This window comes from Kocuria subflava (assembly GCF_012163155.1).
GTDB classification, from domain to species: Bacteria; Actinomycetota; Actinomycetes; order Actinomycetales; family Micrococcaceae; genus Kocuria; species Kocuria subflava.
Genome location: NZ_JAAVUN010000031.1, coordinates 1 through 21,036, shown reverse-complemented (window position 1 = coordinate 21,036; position 21,036 = coordinate 1). Strand labels below are relative to the sequence as shown.

Sequence of the window (21,036 nt, the reverse complement as noted above, 5' to 3'; positions counted from 1 at the left end):
GGGATTCCATACCCCGGCTGAGAAACTCAACGAGTTCCTCACACGTGTTGCACTCACCCCCTGAAACCGCCTGGGCCAGCAGCGATCAAAAGGCCTACTCGGCGGAAGGATCAGGGTGTCAGCGGACGGTGACTTGGCCTGCGGGCATGCCGTCCGTGGGGGCAGCCGTCTCACCGATCACCGGGTGACCTGGCAGCTCACCCACCACCAGCAGGCCACCAGAGGTCTGGGCATCCGCCAAGACCAGTAGGTCCTCCTCCGTGATGCCCGAGCCCGCCTCAAGGTGCGGACGTACCCAGTCCAGGTTGCGCCGGGTGCCACCGGAGATAAATCCGTCACGCAGGGCTTCCGCCGCACCGTCCACCATCGGCACAGCCGACCGATCAATCACAGCATTGACCCCTGAAGCCCGGGCCATCTTGAACAGGTGACCCAGCAGTCCAAAGCCCGTGACATCGGTGGCGGCCTTCAACCCAGCGGCCACGGCAGCCTGTGCAGCATCTCGGTTGAGCTGGGTCATGGTGGCGATTGCCGCCTCGAACACCTCACCGGTCTGCTTGTGCCTGTTGTTGAGCAGTCCCAAACCGATGGGCTTGGTCAGAGTGATGGGAAGGCCGGCGACGGCGGCGTCGTTGCGCAGAAGGTGCGCAGGGTCGGCGGTGCCGGTGACCGCCATGCCGTACTTGGGTTCGGGGTCGTCAATGGTGTGGCCCCCGATCACCGGGCAACCTGCCTGTTTACCGATGTCCAGACCACCCTGCAGGACTTCGGACATCAGCTCCATGGGGAGCACTCCTCGCGGCCAACCCACCAGGTTGATGGCCACCACCGGGCTGCCACCCATGGCGTAAATGTCTGACAGGGCATTGGCGGCCGCAATCCGTCCCCAGTCATAGGCGTTGTCCACCACGGGGGTGAAGAAATCAGCAGTGGACAGCACCGCGAGGTTGTCCTGGATGCGGACGGCGGCTGCGTCGTCGCCGTCGTCAAGGCCCACCAACACGTCAGGGTGCGACTGCCCCTCCAGGTGACGGACCGCGTCCTCCAACTCCCCGGGCGGGATCTTGCACGCGCACCCGCCCCCGTGGGCGTAGCTGGTCAGGCGGTTCAGGGTCTGAGGGGATTGCGCGTCGGGTGCCATGAGGCCACCGTACCGACGATGGCAAGATCTGGCCTGACCAGACTTGGTCAACTACCATGGTGGCATGTCCACCATGAACGTTTACGAGGCCAAGTCGTCCTTCAGCAAGCTGTTGTCGCGCGCTGAAGCCGGTGAAACCATCATCATCGCCCGCAATGGCAAACCCGTAGCGCAGTTCGGTCCAATCGAGCAGGTGGATCGGCCAGTGATCTTTGGTGACCTGGCCGGACAGATCACCATGGCCGAAGACTTCGATACCTGGGGCGAGCAGGACGAAAAAGACTGGTACGGAGCATGAATCTGCTCTTGGACACGCACGTCTTGATCTGGGTCCGAGCGGGAGACCCCCGACTGCCAGACCATTTCCGAACGGCGATTGCCGAACCCACCAACAAGAAGTTCATCTCAGCGATCACCGCAGCAGAGATCGCGGTCAAAACCACGGTGGGCAAACTTCAAGCCCCTGCTGAAATCACCCGAAGCCTAGAACACCTTGGCTTCGACGAACTGCCCTTCACCCACCAACATGCGCAAGTGTTGGCCTCACTCCCGCTGTTGCACCGCGACCCATTTGACCGAATGCTCATTGCCCAAGCGCTGGCGGATGACCTGACCTTCTTGTCCGTGGACTCCGCAGTCCACCAGTACAAGGTGAAGCTGCTCCACCCCTGACCCGGTGATAGATTCCCGTGACGGAGGCGTCCGTATTCCTGGTGGGTACCCCGGTCTTCAAAACCGGTGAGACCGAGCAGCTCGGTCTGGCGGGTTCGATTCCCGTCCGCCTCCGCCAAACTTCAGGCACCGCAGCCGCTGCACGACGACGACGCCCGGTGCCCCTCCCCTGGCAAAGGTGAACCGAGTGGCACAGCACGATCCCCGGCGGGCCATCCCACGCACGGACGATCTGATGAGACTGCCCGAAGTCCTGGAGGCCACCCAACGTCTGTCGATTGCCGCCGTCAAGGCCCGCGTCCGCGCAGCGCAAGACCGAGCCCGCACCGGTGAGATCACCCCGGACGCAGTGGCGGATGAGCTGATCCGCACACTGGAGGAGCGCGGGGCGTCGTTGACTCCGGTCTTGAATGCCACCGGAATTGTGGTGCACACCAATCTGGGGCGCGCGCCGCTGTCCCCGGCAGCTCAGCAGGCGGTCGAGGATGCCTCCGGATACGTGGACGTGGAGATGGACCTGGACTCCGGGCGCCGTTCCAAGCGAGGAGTGGGTGCCCGCCAAGCCCTGCTGGATGCTTGTCCTGCAGCAGAAGACGCCTTGGTGGTCAACAACGGCGCCGGGGCATTGGTGCTGGCCACCACGGCTTTCGCGTTCCAGCGGGAGGTGGTGATCAGCCGCGGTGAGTTCGTGGAGATCGGCGCGGGCTTCCGGCTCTCCGACCTGATGACCTCCACCGGTGCCGTGCTGAGAGAAGTGGGTACCACCAACCGGACCCACCGGGAGGATTACGCCCAAGCAATTGGTGAGCAGACGGGCTGCGTCCTCAAGGTGCACCCCAGCAATTTCCGGGTCAGCGGATTCACCTCCGGGGTCGGGATTTCTGAGCTGCGCACCGTGGCGGAGACGGCAGGTGTGCCCCTGATCGTGGATGTGGGAAGCGGGCTGCTGCACCACGATCCCGCGCTACCCGAGGAACCCGACCTGACATCCGCCCTGGAGGCCGGTGCAGATCTGGTGATCGCCAGCGGGGACAAGCTGCTGGGTGGTCCGCAGGCCGGGCTGCTGCTGGGACGGGCCGAGATCATCCAGAAATTGGCCAAACACCCGTTGGCAAGGGCCGTCCGCTGCGACAAACTCACCCTGGCTGCACTTGAGGCCACCCTCACCGCCGCGCAGCCTCCGGTTCAGCAGTACCTTCACGCGGACCCTGATCACCTGCGGGTCCGTGCCGAGCGCCTGGCGCATCATGTGACCCAGGCCGGGTACCGCGGCATCAGCGTGGTCCCCCATGATGGCCGCGTGGGAGGCGGCGGCGCCCCCGGGGTTCCTCTTCCCGGCTGGGCCGTGGCTCTGCCGGAAATGGTGGCCGGTGCGCTGAGGACGGGCAGCCCCGCCGTCGTGGGTCGGGTGCACGACGGCGCCTGCCTGATTGACCTGCGCTGCATCCCCGAGCACGACGACGACCGCCTGGCCACCGCCGTGATCGCCGCTCTTGGCGGACACCCATGAGTCACGTGGTGGCCACCGCCGGGCACGTGGATCACGGCAAATCCACCCTGATCCGCGCCGTCACAGGCATTGAGCCGGACCGGTGGGCGGAAGAGAAGCGCCGCGGAGCGACCATTGACCTGGGCTTTGCCTGGACCACGCTGGCATCCGGGCGGGAGGTGTCCTTTGTGGACGTCCCGGGTCATGAAAGATTCCTGGGCAACATGCTGGCGGGGTTGGGACCAGCTCCCGTGGTGTGTTTTGTGGTGGCCGCTGATGAGGGGTGGCAGGCGCAGTCTTCTGATCACCGCGATGCCGTGGCCGCATTGGGCATCAACCGCGGGGTGATTGTGCTCAGCAGGGTGGATCGCGCTCCGGAGCGGGTGGAACAGGTGGCCCGGGAGGTCCGGCAAGAATTGGCGGCCACGGGGCTGCACGACGCCCCGGTGGTGGCAGTCTCCGCAGTTGACGGCACCGGTCTGGAGGAGTTCCGCACCGTCATGGACGCCGTTCTGGCTTCCACCCCCGAACCCGATCCCACCGATCGTGTACGCCTGTGGGTGGACCGCGCCTTCAGCATCAAGGGCGCCGGCACCGTGGCCACCGGGACGTTGGGGGCCGGTACCCTCAGCGTGGACCAGACACTCAGTTTGATCGGGGACACCAGCGCATCCGTGACGGTGCGCGGACTGCAGAGCCACAACAGCACAACCCCGCGACTGCTCCCCGTCACCCGCGCCGCCATCAACCTGCGGGGCGTTTCCGCAGATCAGATCAGCCGCGGAGAGGCGTTGGTCACTCTCGGCGCATGGCCCACAGCCCACGAGTTCGACCTCCGCCGCACCACCGGCCCCGCCTTCACGGAGGTACCCACGGGTGTGGTGGTGCACGTGGGCAGTGCCGCCTTTCCCGCACGCCTGCGCCCGTTCGACGACCACCACGCCCGCCTGCGCATTGACCGCAGCATCCCCGTGATCCCCGGTGACCGCGTGGTCCTGCGCTACCCGGCCGGAGAGGTGGTCCTGGGCGGCGGCCGCATCCTGGACATCGACCCCCACCCGCTGACCCGCCGCGGCGACAGCGCACGCCACACCGCTTGGTTGCGCTCCCTCCCCGACGACGGCGATGCCACCTCCCTGGTCATCCGCCACGGGGCGGTTTCCACGAACCGTCTAAAGCAGCTGGGTTTGCTGAAGGACGGCACTGCGGAACCCACCTCCACCAAGGTTCTGGAACTGGCCGGATGGTGGGTGCATCAACCCCAACTGACCAGCTGGGTGGAGGCCGTACGTTCCGCGGTGGCAGAGGAGCATCACAAGAACCCCATGGCCCCCGGCCTGGCGGTGGGTGCGGCCACGGAGGTGTTGGGCATAGCCGATCCCACCCTGGTCCAGGCCGTGATCGCACGGACGGGCTTGGCCCAGGCCAACGGTTATCTGGCGCAGCCCACCCACGCCCCGGACCTGGGACCTGCGGAGACAGGTCTACGGGCCTTGGAACAGCATCTATCCGATCACCCGTTCGAGGCCCCGGAAGCCTACGACCTCCAAGACTGGGGCCTGGGACCCAAGGAACTGGCCACCGCCGAACGGTTGGGAAGAGTGCTGAGGTTGGGCGACGGCGTCGTCGTACTGCCCGCCACCCCAGCACTTGCCATGCGTGAACTGGCCAAGCTCCCGCAACCATTCACCACCAGCCAGGCACGGCAGGCGTGGGGCACCACCCGCCGTGTGGCCATCCCGCTGCTGGAGCATCTGGATGCCCGGGGATGGACCACACGGCTGGACGGCAGCCTGCGGCAGATCAAGCGATGACTCTGGGCGGACCACGCGCCCCGGAACCTCAGTTAGCGGGCACATCCGCGGCGTGAGTCCAGTTCGACGGGAACTTGGGCTGGGCAATGTCCGCCATCTTGGCGCAGACCCGGACCACCTGGCTGGAGTAGCCGAATTCGTTGTCGTACCAGGCGTAGACCACCACGGTCTTGTTGTTGACCACCGTGGCCAAACCGTCCACCACGCAGGCGTAGCGGGAACCCACCAGATCGGAGGAAACGGTCTCCGGGGAGTCCGTGAAGTCGATCTGTCGGCTCAGCGGAGAGTCCAGGGAGATCCCCCGCAGGAACTGGTTCAGTTCCTCCGCATCGGCCGGCGCCTGATCCAGCTGCAGCGTCAACACGGCCATGGACACATCCGGCACTGGAACGCGAATGGCGTTGCCCGTGAGCTTGCCTTCCATCTCCGGAAGAGCCTTGGCCACGGCCTTGGCCGCACCGGTCTCCGTGATGACCATGTTGATCCCGGCCGCACGTCCACGGCGTTCGCCCTTGTGGTAGTTGTCCGTCAGGTTCTGGTCATTGGTGAACGCGTGCACCGTCTCCACGTGACCCTGCTGGATGCCGTAACGGTCATTGATCACCTTGACCACCGGGGTGATGGCGTTGGTGGTGCAGGATGCCGCGGAGATGATCCGGTCTTCCGGGGCAATGTCAGAGTCGTTGACCCCGCACACAATGTTCTTCATCTCGCCCTTGCCAGGTGCCGTCAGCAAGACCTTGGAAACCCCGGGGGACTCCAGGTGACGCGCCAAGCCTTCCGAATCAGGCCACACACCGGTGTTGTCAATCAGGATGGCGTCATCGATCCCGTACTCGCGGTAGTCCACGGATTCCGGGGAATCGGCGTAGATCACCTGGATGTCCACACCGTTGGCGGAAATCACGTTGCGCTCTTCATCCACCACAATGGAGCCGTTGAACTTGCCGTGGATGGAATCGCGGCGCAGCAAGGATGCACGCTTGACCAGGTCATTGCCCGGCTTCTTGCGCACCACCACGGCGCGCAGCTTCAGGCCGGTGCCGTCAAAACGCTCCACCAGGATCCGGGCCAGCAGGCGGCCAATTCGCCCAAAGCCGTAGAGCACCACATCGCGGGTTTCCGAGGTGTTCTGACCTTGCTGGTCCACCACCGGAGCCAGCTGCTCCCGCAGGTACTGCTCCACGTCCTCGCGCTGGGACTCCGCCAGTCCTGCGGCCAACTTGCCCAGGTCGATCTGGCAAGTCCCCAACTTCAAGCCCTGGAGGATTTGAAGCATCTCCCACGAACGTTCGGTGGTCAGCTCCTCCCCCACCACACGGCGCGCAAACCGGTGCGCCTTGAGAATGTCCGTGACGGACTTGTGGACCAAGGACCGTCCGTGAATGTTCAGGACCGCCTTGTTTTCACGGTAGAGCTTGCCGATGACCGGAACCATGGCCTCCGCGCGGGTCTCACGGTCGGCCCATGTTTCAACTGCAGACACTGATGCCCTGCTTCCGCGGCCGCACGTCGTTGTGACAGCCGCTTTGTTGTGTCAAGTGCTGGTGGCATCGCGGCCAGCACCAAGGGTGGGCGCCCGCCGCTGAGATCGCCGTCACTGATCCTACCGAGCTCGGTCACGCCCACCCCCTCCGCAGCTTGCCGCCGAGACCTCCGAAAAGTCCCGATTTTCACGCTGGGCAGGGTTGTATCGGAGGTCTCGGCGGGGAGCAGAGGCGGCGGGTCACAGAACGGAACACGGCGAGCCCAGTTTGTCCACGACGACGACGCCGAGTTGACTGGGTGGGTCCCAAACAACTCCCACAAGGATGAACATGTCTCACACCCCCCGAAAGCCACGGCTCCACCAACCCGGAGCCTCAGAACAACCCGGGGCCGCCGCAGTACCAGGCCCCGCAGGGACCTGCATCTGAGACCGCCGGTGCCCCTGTGGCCGGGCAGTCGGCTCACAACCCCGGGCAGCAGGCCAACCCCGGTTACGGCTACGTGCCGCCGCAGAACCAAGGCTACGGTCAGCCCACCGGCGCTCCGGCACGCGGGACCAACTCCGGTGAGCCCAACTTCTTCAAGGCGCTGTTCGACTTCTCCTTCAAGAACTTTGTCACCATCCGGTTTGCCGGCGTGCTCTTTGGCATCGGTTTGGCAGCCATTGTGCTGGGCTGGCTGCTGTTCACGGCCATCGCCTTTCTGGACTCGGCCGCTGGCGGAGTTCTGACCTTCCTGTTCGGCGCAGTGTTTGCGTTTGTCTACATCATCTTGTTCCGCGTGACCATCGAGTTCTACGTGGCCATGGTGCGCACCGCACAGAACACCACACTCCTGGTGGAGCAGAACAAGCGCTGACCCACCCCTCCTCACGCCGAGACCTCTGACAAAGCCCAAAATTCGCTCAGCGAAGGGCTGTATCGGAGGTCTCGGCGCGTATGGGGCGCGGGGCGGTCAGGCCAGGGACAGGGCGATCTCCATCATCTGGGTGAACGCCGTCTGGCGCTCCTCCGGCGTGGTTTCCTCCTGGCGCATGATGTGGTCACTGACCGTGAACAAGGCCAGTGCATCCACCCCGGCCGCAGCAGCATTCATGTAGAGAGCGGCCGCCTCCATTTCCACGGCCAACATGCCCATGGAAGCCCAGCGGTGGTTGACCTGATCGTTGGCGTTGTAAAAGACGTCACTGGAGACCACGCCGCCCACATGGGTCCGAGCACCCTGCTCTTCAGCCGCCCGCTTGGCCTGTTCCAACAGACGGTATGAGCCCAACGGGGCAAAAGTCCCCGGCAGTTGGTACTGGCCCGCGTAGTTGGAATCCGTGGAAGCACCTTGGGCAATCACGACGTCGTAGAGGTTCAGCTCATCCTGCAACGCCCCACAAGAACCCACGCGGATCAAGTTCTTGACACCGAACACGTTGATCAGTTCCCAGCTGTAGATCCCCATGGACGGCATGCCCATGCCGGTGCCCATCACGGAGACCTCCTTGCCCTGATAGGTGCCCGTGAAGCCCAACATGCCGCGGACCTGATTGAACTGCTGGGCGTCCTCCAGGTAGGTCTCTGCAATGAACTTGGCCCGCAGGGGATCACCCGGCAGCAGGATGGTCTCCGCAATGGGGGCGCCCTGGGGCTGGATGTGGGGTGTGGACTTCCCTGTGGTCTCGAGCATGGGTTCTCCCTGAGCTCAGCAGCTGGTGGCACCGTCAGGATGCCATGACCGCGCGAACACCGCCGTGAACCGCACCCAAATCAGTTGTGCGCAATTCAATTGCGCGCTACATTGACAACATGACCTCGACCTCCGCGCTTCATGACCAACTGTGCTTTGCCCTGCACGCGGCCTCCCGAGCCATGACCAACGCCTACCGGGCAGGGTTACCGCAGCTCGGTCTGACCTACCCGCAGTTCATCACCCTGGTGGCCCTGTGGGAACAAGATGGCCTGACCGTCTCCGAACTCGGCCACCGCCTCCACCTTGACAGCGGCACCTTGTCCCCGCTGCTCAAGAGGTTGGAGGGTGCCAAGCTGGTGGAGCGTCGTCGTGAATCGGGCGACGAGCGGCGGGTGAGCATTCACCTGACCCCTTCCGGGCGCGACCTTGAGGGGCGGGCCGCAGCCATCCAGGCGGAGATCATGGGGGCCATCAACATGACGGAGTCAGAAGCCCGCACCCTGCGGGAACTGGCCCAACGGTTCACCGCAGCCGCGGACCAATCCATACACACCCCGCGCTGAGATGCGCGAGCACAACAATCCAGCAGTACCCACAACAGGAGGAATCATGGCAAGCGTTTACACCGCAGAAGCTATTGCAACCGGGGCCGGCCGCAACGGCCACACCCGCACCACGGACGGCCGCGTGGACCTGGATCTGGCCGCACCCACGGAGATGGGCGGCTCCGGTGACGGCGCCAACCCGGAGCAGTTGTTTGCCGCCGGTTACGCGGCATGCTTCCACTCAGCGCTGCAGTTGGTGGCTCGCAACCAGAAGGTTGACCTGGGCGATTCCAGTGTGGGAGCCCGGGTGGGCATCGGCCCCAACGACGACGGCGGATTCGCACTCGAGGTCACGCTCGAAATCGTGATCCCGGAGATGGACCATGCTCAGGCCGTTGAACTGGCAGAGAAGGCGCACCAGGTCTGCCCGTACTCCAACGCCACCCGCGGCAACATCCCGGTGGAACTGGTGGTCACGGACGACTGATCTATCTGGACCTTACCCGCCTTCCGGCCCCTTCGCGCCGAGCGGTGATCTGTGCCGTCCGTCAGCTCTGATGGACGGCACAAATCGCTTCTCGCCTGGGATTCGGCTGTGGTTCGGGTGTTGCGTGGGTGTTGTTCGCAACCGGATTGCCTCCCGGGGCGGTCAAGACGGAGGATCAAAACATGAACAAACTTGCACTGGTCACCGGCGCCTCAGCCGGCATAGGTTTTGAACTGGCTCGGCAGTTGGCAGACCGCGGCTACGACATCGCAGGCGTGGGGGCCGGCGAGCGCATCAACCAACTTTCGGACAAGTTGCCTCACGTGCGGGTTCTGCCCATCCAGGCAGATCTGTCCGCGGAAGAGGGCGTAGAATACGTGTGGTCGGAAGTTGAGGCATTGGGGCGGCCGTTGGACGTCGTCGCTCTGAATGCGGGCAAGAGTCTGGGTGGGGCGTTCCTGGACACGGACCTGGATGAAGAAAAGCACATGATCGCGCTCAACATCACCTCACAGGTGCTGCTGGCCAAGCATGTGGTGCGCAAAATGGCTGATCAGCGCCACGGGCGGATTTTGATCACCTCGTCCATGTCCGCGTTGACTCCCACCCCGTACGAATCCATCTACGGCCCCACCCGCGCGTTCATGTTCAGCTTTGCGCAGGGCCTGCGGGAGGAAATGAGGGAGTACGGCGTGAACGTCACCGCGCTGCTGCCAGGGGCCACCGCCACGGACTTCCACCAGACCGCGGGCATGGGCAACACCATGTTCGGCTCCAACGACTGGAAGAACGATCCCGCTCTGGTGGCACAACGCGGCCTGGATGCACTGTTTGCCGGAAAGGATCACGTGATCGGCGGCGACCGCAGAACCCGGCGGGACGCCTTGCTCAAGAAGTTCCTGCCGGAAGCCGTGAAGTCCAGGCAGTTCGCCAGGGACAGCAAGCCGAATCAGTAGGTGCTGCCCACCTTCTTCCCGCCGAAGGTGAGTTGTGCCGCTCATCAGCGCTGATGGGCGGCACAACTCGCTTTTCAAGTTGGGGTTACCGGAACAAATCGCTTCTGGAGTGGGGTCCAGGGCTCAGACGGTTTCCGGAGACCGTTCCCTGCGCAGCCGGGCGACGACGACGGCCACCACAACTGCCGCTGATGCCACCGCTGCGGTCCAGACCAACGTCTGGGACTCGAACTGACCCTCCGTTCGAGCAACCGCAATCCATGCCAGACCCCATGCGGTGGCAATGGCGGGAGCCAACCGGCCGCGGGTGAAGAACGCCAGGGCCATGGCAATCACGGCAGCCACGGTCACGATGGCAACGGTGGCCAACTCCCATCCGTCAAAACCGTCCAGGCCCACGCCACCGGCCAACCAAGCCGTGATGTTGGCAGCCACCGCCACGGACACCCAGCCCAGGTACAGGCCCATGGTGCCGTCCACCAGCAGAGTTTCCACCCAGCCGCTGGTCCGCGTGGCCATCATCAGAAGCAATGTACGGATCAGCACCGCCAGCAGGACCAGGATCACCAGAACACTACCGATCAGCGTGTCCAGGCTGACCACTCCCAGCCAGGCTGCGTTGAGCAAGGCGGAACCGGCAATCCAAGGGCGCAAGCGGCGTTGACGCTCGGAACTGCGCGCGGTTCGACCCAACTGCCAGATGGCGTAAGCAGCCAGGCCCACGTAGATCACGGACCAGATGCTGAAGGCGCTGGAGGCCGGAGCAATGGGCGTGGCATCTGCATCCAGCCACCCTCCGGCGGAGTCGGTCACACCATCTCCGCCCACTGCCCCGCTACCGAAGAACGCGCCGATAATGGCCACCACCACCGCCAACAACGTCACGATGGCGGGAAACAGTTGAGATGAAGAATCCAGCGGACCGGATGCACGGTTTCGATCAGATGCGACGGCCCGGTCCTGAGCTGCGGATGACACGGTAACTCCTACAGATTTTGAAATATCAGACTGGTTTCCACCCTACGTGCCCCGTCAAACCCGCCACCCCCTTCGCCGAGACCTCCGAAAAGTCCCTCTGGACGCGGATTTTTGGGCTCTTTCGGAGGTCTCGGCGGAAGGTGGCGGGGCGCAGGGGCGCAGGGGCGGGGGGCGGGGCGCAGGGGCGGGGGGCGGGGCGCACAGCGGGCTGGGGCTGCGTGGGTCAGGTGCCGCAGAAGGTCACGAAAGCCGATTCCGAGCCCGGGCCCTCCAACCCCGCGAACTCGTCACGCCGACCATACGGGTCCTGAACGGCGGCAAGGAGTCGGTGGAAATCAGACATGTCGCCCTGCTCAGCCTTGTTCAGGGCCCGATCCAGGTGGTGGTTGCGCGGGATGTAGACCGGGTTGCTGCGCCGGGCCAGCTCACCGTCTGCAATGCCACCGGGTGCCCACTCCCGCACCAGGCGGTCCCCCTCAGCCATCCAATCCGTGAGGGCTTCCGGCTCCACTCGTTCATCCAGTCGGTCCTCTGCCACAGCCCGGAAGAACAGGGTGAAGTCCTGACCGGTGACCTCCATCAGGTCAAAGGTGGTTTCCACGAATGCCCGGAACTGCGTGAGCGCCTCAGGGTCCGGTGCCGAGCCCAGATCCACTCCCAGCTTGGCGGCAAAACCGCGGGCCAGTGCGGCGTCGTAAGCAGGTTCGTATTCGTGCAGAACGGCGGTGGCGCACTCGACGGCAACGTTGGGGTCGTCGTCGATCAGGTCGATCAGGGTTTCGGCAAAGCGGGAGAGGTTCCACAGGCCGATGGCGGGCTGGTTGCGGTAGGCGTAGCGGCCGCCGCGGTCGATCGAGCTGAACACGGCTCCGCGGGAGAACCGGTCCACAAAGGCGCAGGGGCCATAGTCGATCGACTCCCCGGAGATGGTCATGTTGTCCGTGTTCATGACCCCGTGGATGAAGCCCACCAGCATCCACCGGGCGATCAACGGCGCCTGGGCGTGGGTCACGCATCGCAGCAGTTCCAGATAAGGGTTCTCCGCGTCAGCAGCCTCCGGCCAGTGCCGTGCAATGGCGTGGTCCGCCAGAGCTCGCTTGACCTCCACCGACCGGTGCACGGCGGCAAACTGAAAGGTCCCCACCCGCAGGTGACTTGCGGCAACGCGGGTCAGCACGGCACCAGGTTGCGGGCCCGGCTGCTGACGCTGCACCTGCTGACCGGTTTCCACCACGGCCAGCGCACGCGTGGACGGGATGCCCAGTGCATGCATGGCCTCCCCGATCAGATACTCACGCAGCATGGGCCCCAGTGGCGCTTTGCCGTCCCCACCGCGGGAGAACGGTGTGCGCCCGGAGCCCTTCAGATGGAGATCGCGGCGGTTTCCGTCAACATCCACCACCTCACCCAGCAGCAGGGCCCGGCCATCCCCCAGCTGCGGAACAAACTGCCCGAACTGGTGACCGGCGTAGGCCTGGGCGTAGGTGGGCGGGGCGTCGTCGTCGTTGGAGTGGGGCTCGGCCGGGAACTGGCCGTGGAGGAAGTCCACACCTTCCGGCGAGCGCAGGAAGGCGGGGTCAATGCCCAGCTGCTGGGCCAGGGAGTCGTTGACCACCACCCACGACGCCGCGGTGGCCGGGTCCGCTGACCAGCGCACCGAAAGCTGGGGGACCTGGGTGGCATAGGTGTGTTCCAGGCGCGTGGATGCTGCAAGGGCAGAGGAAGTCGCGTGGGTGGGTGCAGGTGATGTCATGACGTGGTCGCCTCTCGACGGCGGAGCTTTGACGGTAACTGAAAAGCAGACCCGCACACATTGACTGTGCAACAACGCTGCGGCAGCCCCGTTCAGGGCGTACCTTGGGAAACGTCAGCATACTGACGATTTATTTCGTGAAGATGCCAAGGGCACGACACGAAAACCCACCAGGAGGAACACCGTGACCGAGCACTCCGAGCCACAGCAGAACGGCCAGCCAACCCCGCGCAATGCCAGCCCCTCCGGACAATCACTGCCCGGCGCCCCGGCACCTGAAGAACCACAGTTGACCGAACCCCCACAACCCAGGTCACCGCTGCCCCCAGCTGCTGACCAGGCGGCACCTGCCATGCGCTCAGCCACCGGCAACCCCACCCAAGCTGAACCCTCCTCCCGCGCGCAACGCTCCACGCACCTGACCACGGCCCAGGGCGCCCGCTTGGCCACAACGGATCATTCTCTGCGCGCCGGGGAGCGCGGGCCTGTGCTTCTGCAAGACCATCACCTTCGGGAGAAGATCACCCATTTTGACCACGAACGCATCCCCGAGCGGGTGGTGCACGCCCGCGGCGCCGCAGCTCACGGCGTGTTCCGCGCCAATGGAGCCGCAACCTCCATCTGCCGGGCCGCAGTGTTCCAAGATGGAAAAGAGACGGATGTTTTTGTCCGGTTCTCAACCGTCCTGGGGTCCCGCGGTTCTGCAGACGCCGTGCGTGACACCCGTGGATTCGCGGTGAAGTTCTACACCGATGAAGGCACCTGGGATCTGGTGGGCAACAACATCCCCGTGTTCTTCATCCAGGACGCCATCAAGTTCCCGGACATCGTCCACGCCGGCAAACCACACCCGGACCGGGAAATCCCGCAGGCCCAGAGCGCGCATGACACCTTCTGGGACTTTGTCACGCTTCACACGGAGGCCACCGCGCACACCATGTGGAACATGTCCGACCGGGGTATCCCCCGTTCCTACCGCATGATGGAGGGCTTTGGTGTCCACACCTTCCGCATGAGCAACCACGACGGCGAAACCACATTGGTCAAGTTTCATTGGAAGCCACGCCTGGGCGTGCACTCCATGGTGTGGGAGGAAGCCCAAATCACCAATGGCATGGACCCTGACTTTCACCGCCGCGACTTGGCTGACGCCATCGAGTCCGGCGCGTATCCGCAGTGGGACCTTGGTGTGCAGGTCTTCCCGGACACGGAAGACCAGATGTTTGAAGGCATTGACCTCTTGGACCCCACCAAGATCGTCCCGGAGGAGCTGGCCCCGGTCCAGATCATCGGCACCATGACCTTGAACGCCAATCCCACCAACTACTTTGCTGAAACGGAGCAGGTGGCCTTCCACCCCGGTCACCTGGCCCCGGGCATCGATGTCACAGCCGACCCCCTGTTGCAAGGCAGGTTGTTCTCCTACCTGGACACCCAGATCAGCCGACTGGGTGGACCAAACTTTGCTCAACTGCCCATCAACCGCCCGCACGCCCCCGTCAATGACATGCTGCGGGACGGCATGCACCAGACGGCCGTGCACACGGGCGTTGCCCCGTACAAGCCGAATTCTTTGGACGGCGGGTGCCCGTTCTTTGCCGGCGCGCAGGACGGCGCACTGATTGACGTACCAGTTGAGATCCAGGGAAAGGCGACCCGACAGAAACCGGCCAGCTTTGAGGACCACTTTTCCCAGGCGCGACTCTTCTACCGCAGCTTGGCTCCTGTGGAGCAGGAACACACGGCCAACGCCTACGCATTCGAACTGGCCAAGTGCTACGAACCCGTGATCCGCCAACGTGGGGTGAACGTGCTGAGCAATGTGGATCAAGAGTTGGCTGAGTCCGTGGCCGCCAAGCTGGGTTTGCCCGCACCCGAACCCCAGCAGTTGGAACCGGTTGCCACCAGCCCCGCACTGTCCCAGGTGGGGCGCGAATGGCCGCTGGATGGTCGGCAGATCGCTGTGCTCACGTGCGGGGAGTCCGATGCGTCAGCGGTTGCTGAGTTGGTGGAGCAGATTTTCGACGCCGGCATGGTGCCGTTGGTGGTGGCCCCCACGGGAGAGCCGCTGGGTGACGGTGACGGCTCAGTGGCGGTTGCACGGACCTACTTCACCGCCCGGTCCATCGAGTTCGACGCCGCCGTGGTGGTGGACCTGCCGGCTGAGCCCGAGCCCGCCGTCGCCGTGATGTTCGGGGAACTGCACCGACAGGGCAAAGCGATTGCCGTGCTGGATTCGGCGCTGGACTCCGCCGTCGCCGTCGGACTGGACCAGGAGTACGAGGGCACTGCTCAACTCTCCGGGACCACGGAAGCATTGTCGGTGCTGCGCTCGGCGCTGTCCCGCCACAGGGTCTGGGCGCGCTGACCGGGGGTCCCCGGGTCAGGGCCCGATGTCCAGCAGCTTCGCCTTGTCCCCGGGGACCCCCCGCATAATCAGGGGGGAGTCCACGGAGGCGCCTCCGAACTCGAATCGGTCATCGATGACCGATTCGAGTTCGGAGGCGCCCGAGCAGACGATGTGCAGTTGGTAGTCGTACTCCCCCGTGAGCCGCAGGGCACCGACGACCTGGGGCACCTTGGTGAGGGACTCGGCGAAATCGACTCGGGAGACGGCTTCGTGCAGCTTGATGTCGCTGAGCACACCGAGTTCCAGCCCCAGGGCGCGCTCGTCGATGACGACGGTGCTATCCGTGATCACGCCGCCTTCCCGGTGGCGTCTCATGCGTTCGGCCACGGTGTTGGGGGCCAAGCCGACCGCATGAGACAGCGGCTGATAGGAGGCCCGTCCGTTCCGTGACAGTTCGCTGATGATGCGCGATCAATCCCGTCCAAAGCCATGACTGATGATTCCTCTCCCTCATTGACCATCTGGAGTGATTATCTCTGCGGAGAGCGATTCTCTAATGATTTTCCGCTGATACATCAAGTCGCTGCTGCGTACCGTTCGGGCCATGGACCTGCTCTTCGCCAAAGTGGCACTCGCTCCGCTGATGATCTTGGCTGCAACCCTGATTGCCCGCCGTCTGGGCCCGCGCGCGGGAGGCTTCTTCATAAGGCTCCCCACCACAGCCCTACCGTTCACGCTGACCATGTACTTGATGCTGGGCGTGGACGCAGCAGTGGTCACAGCCACCGGGGCCATCACGGGGCAACTGACCTGCGCGCTCTTCTGCATCGCCTACGCCCGCTCCGGACCGCGCCTGGGTGCATTCAGGTCGACGCTCGCGGCGCTGGCGGTAGGACCTTCCGGTGCGTATGGGCGTGGCTTGCGTGACCGTTGTGACTGTTTCATCCTTGCAACCCCTGCTGGGCACCGTCCTGGCGGGCGCGGTGGCTTCCCTCCCCACGATCCTGGTGGTCATGTGCCCGGCCGTTCATCACGCGGAAGGCCCGGCCGCCACCGTCGAGATGACCCGCGGGACGTTGACCTCCATTCCGGCCACGGTGGTTTACCTGGTGAGTTTCGTACTCCTGGCGCCGCACCTCGGGATGTGGTAGGCCCTGGCGGTGAGCCTGGTGGCGATTCCGCGCACGAGCATCGCGGTGTCCCGCGGGGCAGTTCTACTCTCAGGGATGCAGCCGCCACCACGACGCGACCCACCCCTCCCAACGGGCCCTGAGCTGGGCGTACGGCGCCAGGAGGGGTTGTCACGGGAGATTTCTCGGCAACTGATCACGGGCATCCCTGCTGGCCAAGAACGATCGTATGTATGCTTAGTGTCGTCACTTGCGTCTCAGAAAGGACCCACCGTGAGCAACCATCCCAATGCTCGTCCCACGCCCCAAGACACCGGAGCAACTCGCGTGAACGACGAGTCGAACACCAAGGATGTTGTGGCCCAGAAGAGCAAGAACGAGGCCAACCAACTCAAGAACCAGGCCGCCGGATCCGGTGAGCGCGTTGCCGAAACGGCCAAGGACAAGGCAGGCAACGTCAAGGACGAGGCCGTCAACCAGGCCCAGGATCTCTTCGGTCAGCTGAAGGGCGACGTGCAGGGCTACGTGGGTCCCCAGCAGGAGCGGGCAGCGTCCACCGCCCGGTCCATCAGTGACGAAATCGGTGCCATCTCCCGCGGTGAGCAGCCCCAGTCGAATTACGTGGGTGGCGCCCTCGGCGGCCTTTCCGGGTACGCCGACTCTTTCGCGTCGGCCCTGGAGAACAAGGACCCCCAGGAACTTCTGGGTGATGTCCGCCGTTTCGCCTCTCGCCGCCCGGGCACGTTCCTGGCGTTGGCTGCCGGCATCGGACTGCTTGCCGGGCGCGCCACCCGTGGTGCCAAGGACAGCGACGAGGTTCCCACCGACGCCCAGGGCGCCAAGGAGTTCTTCGGCACCGCGGAGTCCGACACGACGGGACAGGAGGGACAGGCCCGATGAGCCACCCAGTGCCCCCGTCAGAGACCCAGGTCCGCGCGGAGCGTGAATCCCTGGGAGACATGTTCAATTCTCTGAGCACCAACCTCACCACCTTGATACACCAGGAAATCGCCCTGGCCAAGGCCGAGGTCACGCAAACGGCCAACAAGACCAAGGACTCAGCAAAGGTCATGGGCAAGGGTGCGGGGATGCTGGGCGGGGCCGGAGTTGCCGGCCACTTCGTCCTCCTGTTCCTGTCCCTCACGATCATGTGGGCGCTCGGCAACGTCATGAACCTCGCGTTGGCGGCGCTGATCGTCGCCGTCCTCTGGGGCGTGATCGCCGGGGTCCTGGCCATGCTCGGCAAGAAGAACCTGGACCGCGGCCAGAAGACGTTGCAGCAGGCCACCAGCGACCCCATGCCGCAAACACGTCAGACCGTCACCGAAATCCCTGACACCGTGAATCCGTCGAAGGAGACCCCATGAGCCAGCAGACCCCCGAAGAGATCCGTGCCGAGATCGAAGCCACGCGGTTGCGATTGGGCGCCGACGTTGACGCCGTGACCGAGAAGGTCAAGCCCGAGAACGTGGTGGCGCGCCAGAAGGGCAAGGTGCGCGGCAAGTTCCAGAACGCCCGCGAGCGCGTCATGGGCTCAGCCGACGACGCCCGCGCCTCCACGGAGGACACGTTGGGCAACCTGCGGGATTCCGCGGGTGAGAAGGCCGACCAGGCACGCCAGGCGGTTGGCAACGCACCCGGTGCAGCCAAGGCCAAGACCCAGGGCAACCCGCTTGCCGCGGGCCTCATGGCCCTGGGTGCCGGTCTGCTCGTGGGCTCCTTGCTGCCCTCCAGTTCCAAGGAGCAGAAGCTGGTGGGCCAGGCCGCGGATCGCATACAGCCTCACGCCCAGCAGGCGGCTCAGTCCGTCAAGGGCGCGGCTCAGGACATCGCGCAGGACATGAAGCAGCCCGCGCAGGAGGCCGCCCAGTCCGTCAAGGAAACCGCCCGATCCGGCGCCCAGGACGTCAAGTCCCACGGGCAGCAGGAAGCCGGGAACCTGAAGGATTCGGCCCAGGACTCCGCCAAGTCGGTCAAGAACGAGGCACAGAACAACTGACGCCCTGACAGACCGAAACCCCGGCAGAGGTGGCCCCGTTGCTCAGGCAGCAACGGGGCCACCGTCGTCGTTCAGGGGTCAGGTGCCCGTCGTTGACAGCAGGCGTGGCGTCAAGGGCATGAGCACCCCACCCCAGGACCAGCGGATCCGCACCGACGTCGTCGTGATCGGCGCCGGCCCCGTGGGTGAGAACGTGGCGCAGTACGCAGTGGAGGGTGGGCTGTCCGCAACCCTGGTGGAGCACGAGCTGGTGGGCGGCGAGTGTTCCTACCACGCCTGCATCCCCAGCAAGGCGTTGCTCCGGCCGGTCAACGTCGCGAGCACCACGCGCGACCTGCCGGGTGTCACCGGCTCCTCCGTGGACATTTCCGGCCTCCTGGCCCGGCGTGACGCCTGGGTCTCCCACTACGACGACGCCGGTCAGCTCACCTGGGCGGCCGATGCCGGCGTGGCCGTGGTGCGCGGTCATGGGCAGTTGATCGGCGAGCGGATGGTCCAGGTTGAGGGTGTTTCAGGGACCACGGTGCTGGAAGCTGCGCCTGCGGTGGTCCTGGCCACCGGCAGCACCCCGGTGATCCCGTCCGTGTTTGACGGTGTGGAGCCGTGGACCTCGCGTGATGCCACGGGTGTGCAGGAGATTCCGGAGCACGTGGTGATTGTTGGCGGAGGTGTGGTGGCTTGTGAGGCCGCCACGTGGATGGCGGCTCTGGGCTCGCGGGTGACCATGCTGGTGCGTGGACCGAGCCTGTTGTCCGGATGGGAGCCGTTTGCGGGGGAAGCCGTGGCTGACTCGCTCAGTGCCAAAGGTGTGGACGTGCGATTCCATACCGAGGTCCGCACCGCATCCCGCGCTGATGCTGCACCCACGGGTCTGGGGCGGATTCACGGGGGTCCGGTGAGCCTGACGCTCAGTGATGGGTACACCTTGGTTTCGGACGAGGTTCTGGTGGCCACCGGACGACGTCCCGCTCTGGACGGTGTGGGCCTGGATGCCGTGGGCCTGTCCGCCAAGGACGTGCTGGATGGTGAACTTCCGATTGGCTACACGCCGTGGGCGATGCCAGTGGTGCTGCTCCCCTGACTCACGTGGGCAAATATCACGCTCGTGTGCTGGGGACTCGCTTGGCCGCTGAGGCCGGTGGGCGTTCTGATCGCCCCGCCCCAGATGTGGTTCCTGTTCCGCAGGCGGTGTTCACGGAGCCGCAGGCGGCGTCGGTGGGGCTGACCGAATCTCAAGCGCAGGCCGCGGGTTTGACGGTGGTCACCGCACAGGTGCCGTACAAGGCGGCGGCCGGTGCGGCGCTGTTGCAGGACTCCGTGTCCGGCGAGGCCAAGATGGTGGTGAGCCGGCCGACCGGAGCGCTGGTGGGCGCCACCTTTGTGGGGCCCGATGCCGCCGAGCAACTGCACGCCGCCACCATCGCCATCACCGGGGACGTGCCCGTTCACGTGTTGCGCCACGCGATGCCTAGTTTCCCCACCGCCTCCGAGCTGTGGCTGCGCCTGTTGGAGGAGCTTCCTGCTGAGCTGCGGTGAGTGCCCGCGCCGGTTCATGTTTTGGTCTGGGATGACAGTGCGTGACGGTGGTTATCCACAATTCAGTGGCTCGGGTTTCCTGATGCGGGGGCGTTTGCTTAGGGTCGAGGCACGTTCACCCTGGTGAGTGGGGTTGCTTGAGTGGAGGCTGTGCTGTGGTGCGTGGTTTTGGTGTGTTGAGTGTGTCTGCTGTGTTGTTGGCCGGCGGTGTGCTCACCGGGTGTGGTGACACTTCTACCAACGACGACGGCGATGCTTCCCCCGGTTCTGCATCACCCACGGAGTCGGCTTCTGCATCTGCCAGTGCGGATGGGTATATGGAGGCATCAGCCGAGGGTCCTGCGCAGAACGTGCCCAAGCCGAGCAAGCCTGCTCTGGCTGATGAGGAGTCGGTGGAGGGTGCCCAGGCGTTCTTGGACTACCTCTCCGATGCGCGTGTGTATGCCTGGCAAACGGGCGACACCTCCATCTTGCGGGACATCACCGCACCGGCTTGCGACTTCTGCCTGGAGGAGTACGACGCCATTGACGAGCACTACGCGGACGGCGGCTGGGCGACCGCGACACGTGAAACCATCACGATCTTGGATGACGACCTGCCAACCGATGAGTATGGGTTCCCTGCACCCAAGGTTCACGTGACCCTGCCCGGCATCAAAGCTTGGAACCAAGACGGCGACCTCACCCAGGAAGAAGATGAGATTAATGACCCTCAAAATGAGGCCATCATGCACCTCAACTTCATGGATGGGGAGTGGGAGTACGTGTACGCCACCCCGGTGAACGCGGGATGACATGGAGCTCAATCGCGTTCCTGCCCTGACAACAGTGGTACTCGTACTTCTGGGCGGCTTGTACGCCGCCCCCGCCGCGTTCGCCGACGAAGGATCGGAGCTCCCCACTAGCGGCGTGACAGGCAAGTCTACGATCGATGGATCTGTCAGAAGCTCAGCCCGGGCGCACGGCAGCAATGTGGACGTCGGGGTGCGGGCTGAAGGCAGTTCCAACGGCTCCATCGAAA

22 protein-coding genes and 1 tRNA gene are annotated in these 21,036 nt (G+C 64.8%); 17 read left to right on the top strand and 6 right to left on the bottom strand.

What is annotated here, in order from left to right; all coding sequences use genetic code 11:
- Positions 1-118: 118 nt before the first annotated feature.
- Positions 119-1,141, bottom strand: coding sequence for a selenide, water dikinase SelD (gene selD / locus GTW58_RS11690; protein ID WP_119933741.1), 1,023 nt, complete (start codon positions 1,139-1,141; stop codon positions 119-121).
- Between the two features lie 64 nt (positions 1,142-1,205).
- Between selD and GTW58_RS11685 the strand changes: the two genes are divergently transcribed.
- The 5 genes from GTW58_RS11685 to selB all read left to right on the top strand — a co-directional run bounded on the left by GTW58_RS11685 (position 1,206) and on the right by selB (position 5,116).
- Positions 1,206-1,439, top strand: coding sequence for a type II toxin-antitoxin system Phd/YefM family antitoxin (locus GTW58_RS11685; protein WP_119933742.1), 234 nt, complete (start codon positions 1,206-1,208; stop codon positions 1,437-1,439).
- The gene (locus GTW58_RS11680) at positions 1,436-1,813 is read left to right on the top strand and encodes a type II toxin-antitoxin system VapC family toxin (RefSeq protein ID WP_119933743.1); all 378 of its coding nucleotides are present in this window, start codon (positions 1,436-1,438) and stop codon (positions 1,811-1,813) included. Before GTW58_RS11685 ends, GTW58_RS11680 begins: the two co-directional genes overlap by 4 nt.
- 22 nt (positions 1,814-1,835) lie before the next feature.
- Positions 1,836-1,931: transfer RNA gene (locus GTW58_RS11675), tRNA-Sec, on the top strand.
- A gap of 69 nt (positions 1,932-2,000) precedes the next feature.
- Positions 2,001-3,323, top strand: coding sequence for an L-seryl-tRNA(Sec) selenium transferase (gene selA, locus GTW58_RS11670; RefSeq protein ID WP_119933744.1), 1,323 nt, complete (start codon positions 2,001-2,003; stop codon positions 3,321-3,323).
- Positions 3,320-5,116: a selenocysteine-specific translation elongation factor gene (gene selB, locus GTW58_RS11665; RefSeq protein WP_119933745.1), complete on the top strand. Its 1,797-nt coding sequence runs from the start codon at positions 3,320-3,322 to the stop codon at positions 5,114-5,116. Before selA ends, selB begins: the two co-directional genes overlap by 4 nt.
- A gap of 28 nt (positions 5,117-5,144) precedes the next feature.
- On the opposite strand, the gene GTW58_RS11660 is transcribed toward selB, so the two are convergent.
- The gene (locus GTW58_RS11660; protein WP_047691046.1) at positions 5,145-6,602 is read right to left on the bottom strand and encodes a glyceraldehyde-3-phosphate dehydrogenase; all 1,458 of its coding nucleotides are present in this window, start codon (positions 6,600-6,602) and stop codon (positions 5,145-5,147) included.
- A gap of 446 nt (positions 6,603-7,048) precedes the next feature.
- On the opposite strand from GTW58_RS11660, the gene GTW58_RS14710 reads away from it, so the two are divergent.
- Positions 7,049-7,462 (top strand): DUF4282 domain-containing protein, encoded by a 414-nt coding sequence (locus GTW58_RS14710; RefSeq protein WP_119933746.1) that lies wholly within the window; start codon positions 7,049-7,051, stop codon positions 7,460-7,462.
- A gap of 96 nt (positions 7,463-7,558) precedes the next feature.
- On the opposite strand, the gene deoD is transcribed toward GTW58_RS14710, so the two are convergent.
- Positions 7,559-8,278 (bottom strand): purine-nucleoside phosphorylase, encoded by a 720-nt coding sequence (gene deoD / locus GTW58_RS11650; RefSeq protein ID WP_119933747.1) that lies wholly within the window; start codon positions 8,276-8,278, stop codon positions 7,559-7,561.
- 119 nt (positions 8,279-8,397) lie between these two features.
- Between deoD and GTW58_RS11645 the strand changes: the two genes are divergently transcribed.
- From GTW58_RS11645 to GTW58_RS11635, 3 genes are all read left to right on the top strand, one after another.
- A complete protein-coding gene (locus GTW58_RS11645) occupies positions 8,398-8,844 on the top strand; it encodes a MarR family winged helix-turn-helix transcriptional regulator (RefSeq protein ID WP_047691056.1) in 447 nt (148 codons plus the stop codon).
- A gap of 46 nt (positions 8,845-8,890) precedes the next feature.
- Complete coding sequence (locus tag GTW58_RS11640) at positions 8,891-9,313, top strand: organic hydroperoxide resistance protein (protein ID WP_047691050.1); 423 nt, start codon at positions 8,891-8,893, stop codon at positions 9,311-9,313.
- Between the two features lie 182 nt (positions 9,314-9,495).
- On the top strand, positions 9,496-10,269 hold the full coding sequence (locus GTW58_RS11635) for an SDR family NAD(P)-dependent oxidoreductase (protein WP_119933748.1): 774 nt from the start codon (positions 9,496-9,498) through the stop codon (positions 10,267-10,269).
- Between the two features lie 123 nt (positions 10,270-10,392).
- Here GTW58_RS11635 and GTW58_RS11630 read toward each other — a convergent pair whose 3' ends face one another.
- Together GTW58_RS11630 and GTW58_RS11625 are read right to left on the bottom strand one after the other, a co-directional pair.
- Positions 10,393-11,247 carry a tryptophan-rich sensory protein gene (locus GTW58_RS11630; protein WP_231559550.1) on the bottom strand — a complete coding sequence of 285 codons (855 nt, stop codon included), beginning with the start codon at positions 11,245-11,247 and terminating at the stop codon, positions 10,393-10,395.
- Positions 11,248-11,470: 223 nt separating this feature from the next.
- A complete protein-coding gene (locus tag GTW58_RS11625) occupies positions 11,471-13,000 on the bottom strand; it encodes a protein adenylyltransferase SelO (RefSeq protein WP_119933810.1) in 1,530 nt (509 codons plus the stop codon).
- A 184-nt stretch (positions 13,001-13,184) separates the two neighbouring features.
- On the opposite strand from GTW58_RS11625, the gene GTW58_RS11620 reads away from it, so the two are divergent.
- Entirely contained in the window at positions 13,185-15,368 is a 2,184-nt protein-coding gene (locus GTW58_RS11620; protein ID WP_119933811.1) for a catalase, read from the top strand.
- Between the two features lie 15 nt (positions 15,369-15,383).
- Here the strand turns inward: GTW58_RS11620 and GTW58_RS11615 are convergent, their stop codons facing one another.
- Positions 15,384-15,812 (bottom strand): Lrp/AsnC family transcriptional regulator, encoded by a 429-nt coding sequence (locus GTW58_RS11615; protein WP_342453314.1) that lies wholly within the window; start codon positions 15,810-15,812, stop codon positions 15,384-15,386.
- Between the two features lie 470 nt (positions 15,813-16,282).
- On the opposite strand from GTW58_RS11615, the gene GTW58_RS11610 reads away from it, so the two are divergent.
- From GTW58_RS11610 to GTW58_RS11585, 7 genes are all read left to right on the top strand, one after another.
- The gene (locus GTW58_RS11610; protein WP_157980608.1) at positions 16,283-16,501 is read left to right on the top strand and encodes a hypothetical protein; all 219 of its coding nucleotides are present in this window, start codon (positions 16,283-16,285) and stop codon (positions 16,499-16,501) included.
- Between the two features lie 252 nt (positions 16,502-16,753).
- A complete protein-coding gene (locus GTW58_RS11605; RefSeq protein ID WP_157980609.1) occupies positions 16,754-17,380 on the top strand; it encodes a hypothetical protein in 627 nt (208 codons plus the stop codon).
- On the top strand, positions 17,377-17,847 hold the full coding sequence (locus GTW58_RS11600; RefSeq protein ID WP_052209714.1) for a phage holin family protein: 471 nt from the start codon (positions 17,377-17,379) through the stop codon (positions 17,845-17,847). Before GTW58_RS11605 ends, GTW58_RS11600 begins: the two co-directional genes overlap by 4 nt.
- Entirely contained in the window at positions 17,844-18,479 is a 636-nt protein-coding gene (locus tag GTW58_RS11595) for a DUF3618 domain-containing protein (RefSeq protein WP_119933803.1), read from the top strand. Before GTW58_RS11600 ends, GTW58_RS11595 begins: the two co-directional genes overlap by 4 nt.
- A gap of 118 nt (positions 18,480-18,597) precedes the next feature.
- Positions 18,598-19,560: an FAD-dependent oxidoreductase gene (locus GTW58_RS11590; protein ID WP_342453313.1), complete on the top strand. Its 963-nt coding sequence runs from the start codon at positions 18,598-18,600 to the stop codon at positions 19,558-19,560.
- A gap of 5 nt (positions 19,561-19,565) precedes the next feature.
- Positions 19,566-20,015 (top strand): hypothetical protein, encoded by a 450-nt coding sequence (locus GTW58_RS15040; RefSeq protein ID WP_342453312.1) that lies wholly within the window; start codon positions 19,566-19,568, stop codon positions 20,013-20,015.
- 182 nt (positions 20,016-20,197) lie between these two features.
- Positions 20,198-20,809: a DUF6318 family protein gene (locus GTW58_RS11585; protein WP_168023523.1), complete on the top strand. Its 612-nt coding sequence runs from the start codon at positions 20,198-20,200 to the stop codon at positions 20,807-20,809.
- Positions 20,810-21,036 lie beyond the last annotated feature (227 nt).